Genomic DNA, 2287 nt, shown 5'->3' on the forward strand with positions numbered 1-2287 from the left:
ATGTGGATGCTCTCGGCTTCCAGACGCTTCAGGTGCGAAACTACAGGTGAACTGGTGGACAAATCAGGGACCCCCGGCTATTTTCCGTGAAATAGGCCAGTTGGTACCAAAATTCAAGCGCTTCAAACCGCTCGCGCGCAAGCCGGCAGCAAAAAGCCGCCTCGCGGCGGCCTCGTTACAATTCAGCGGATATAGAAGAAATGGGGAAACCTCCCGCACGCTTCAAGGGGAGTTTTCCCGGTGCGACAAACTGAACAAAACAAGTACAAATCAATCCCTTGGCGCCGGAGGCACTGAGACCGACGCGCATTCGCTCCGTTTCGCCGCACTCAGCCGCCGCGAGGGGGACACCGAGGGCGGCTTAGTCTTTCGCCGTCAGGCCGTAGAAATTCTCGTAGCGGGCGATGTCATCGGCGCCAAGGTAGGGACCCGACTGCACTTCGATCAGGCGCAGCGGCTCCTTGCCTGGATTCTCGATGCGGTGCTTTTCGCCCAGCCCGATGAAGGTCGACTGGTTCTCGTGCAGGATCGTCGTCTTGTCGCAGCAGGTGACGCGGGCGGTGCCTTCCACCACGATCCAGTGCTCGGCACGGTGATGGTGCATGTGCTGGCCGATGCGCCCGCCCGGCTTGATCATGATGTGGGTGACGAGGAAGTTGTCGCCGCGATCGACCACCTCATAACTGCCCCACGGGCGGAACACGACGGTGTGCTCCATCGGCTCGGTGCGGTCGGCCGCCTTCAACTTGTCGACGATCGCCTTGACATCCTGGGCATGGCCCTTGTCGGCGACCAGCACCGCGTCCTTGGTGGCGATGACGACGAGATTTTCGACGCCCACCATCGCCGTCAGGGTGCGTTCGCTGTGGACGAACGAGTTGGCGGTATCGTGCACCACCACGTCGCCCTGCAGCACATTGCCGGCGGCGTCCTGGGGGCGAATTTCCCACAGCGACGACCACGAGCCGACGTCGTTCCAGTCGATATTGCACGGTACCACCGCGGCGCGGGTGGTTTTTTCCATCACCGCGTAGTCGATGGAGATGTTCGGCGCCTCGCCGAAGCTGGCGGCATCAAGGCGGACAAAATCGAGATCGCGGGAGGCTTTCGCCACTGCCTCGCGTACCGGCGGCAGGATGGCGGGAGCGTGTTTTTCCAGCTCTTCCAGCATCACGTCGGCGCGGAACACGAACATGCCGCCGTTCCAGAAATAGGTGCCCTCGGCGACATAGCGCGCCGCGGTGATGACGTCCGGCTTCTCGCGAAATGCCTTCACGGCGAAAGCGCCGTCGGCGGCCGCAAGCGGTTCGCCGCGTTCGATGTAGCCGTAGCCGGTTTCCGGCGCCGTCGGCTCGAGACCGAAGGTGACGATGCTGCCCGCTTCGGCCGCCTTGACCGCGACCGCGAGCGCCGCCTGAAACGCCGGTTCGTCGCCGACGACGTGATCGGAGGGAAACAGCGCCACGATCGCTTTCGGGTCGTTTTCGCCGGCGATCAGCGCGGCAACGGCGGCGGCGGGGGCGGTGTTGCGGCCCATCGGCTCGAGCACGATGGCGCTCGGCGTCAGGCCGATGGCGTGCATCTGCTCCGCCACCAGGAAGCGGTGATCGTCGTTGCAGATCAGGATCGGCGCCGCGGCGTTCGGCAGGCGTACGCGGGCGACGGTTTCCTGGATCATGGTGTGCTCGCCGTGCAGCGGCAGCAGTTGCTTGGGCAACGAGCCTCGCGACAACGGCCATAGCCGCGTGCCCGAACCGCCCGAAAGGATCACCGGAAAAATCGTCATGCCGAAAACACCCTACCTTTTTCGCGCCCGCACCTTAGATCGTCAGCACCCGTAATGGAATTACCTTTGGTTACAAGTTTAGCACCAGCGCCGCTTCCACGGAGGCGAGAAAGCCGTGATCCGGGCGCGGACGATCGTCCTGCAACCGCCCCTCGAGTTCGAGGCGCCAGCGCTGCGCGCTGAATGGCAGCGACAATCGCGCCACGCCGATATTCACGGTGATCGGCGCGGCGGTGACGGCATTGCCATAAGGATTGGCGGCGGTCGAAATTGCCGCACGGTGATAGGTCAGCGTCAGACTGCGGCCGGCCGTGTCGGTGAATTCGCCCTGCACCGATAACAGCCGGCTGTCGCTGTCGAGACTGAAACCGAGGGTGCGGCCGCGATAGCGCATGCCATCGACGTAATCATAGTTGTTGTAGGCAATGCCGTGCATCAGCGTACCGCCGAACAGGTTTTCGGTGGCGACGCTGTCGGTATATTCCACGGTCAATCGCCCGA

At 63.1% G+C, this 2287-nt stretch carries 1 protein-coding gene and 1 pseudogene; both read right to left on the reverse strand.

Annotated elements, in window-relative coordinates:
- Positions 1-361 precede the first annotated feature (361 nt).
- Positions 362-1786, reverse strand: a complete 1425-nt coding sequence (locus AC1P6P_RS03350) for a mannose-1-phosphate guanylyltransferase/mannose-6-phosphate isomerase (protein ID WP_481401020.1) — start codon at positions 1784-1786, stop codon at positions 362-364.
- Between the two features lie 70 nt (positions 1787-1856).
- Positions 1857-2287: pseudogene (locus AC1P6P_RS03355) on the reverse strand (hypothetical protein); the annotation flags it as partial.

Source organism: Rhizomicrobium sp. (assembly GCF_056722145.1).

What these genes read in the sequence shown, in the direction of transcription:
- AC1P6P_RS03350 (WP_481401020.1), bottom strand. Translation starts at nt 1,786, where the DNA reads ATGACGATTTTTCCGGTGATCCTTTCGGGCGGTTCGGGCACGCGGCTA.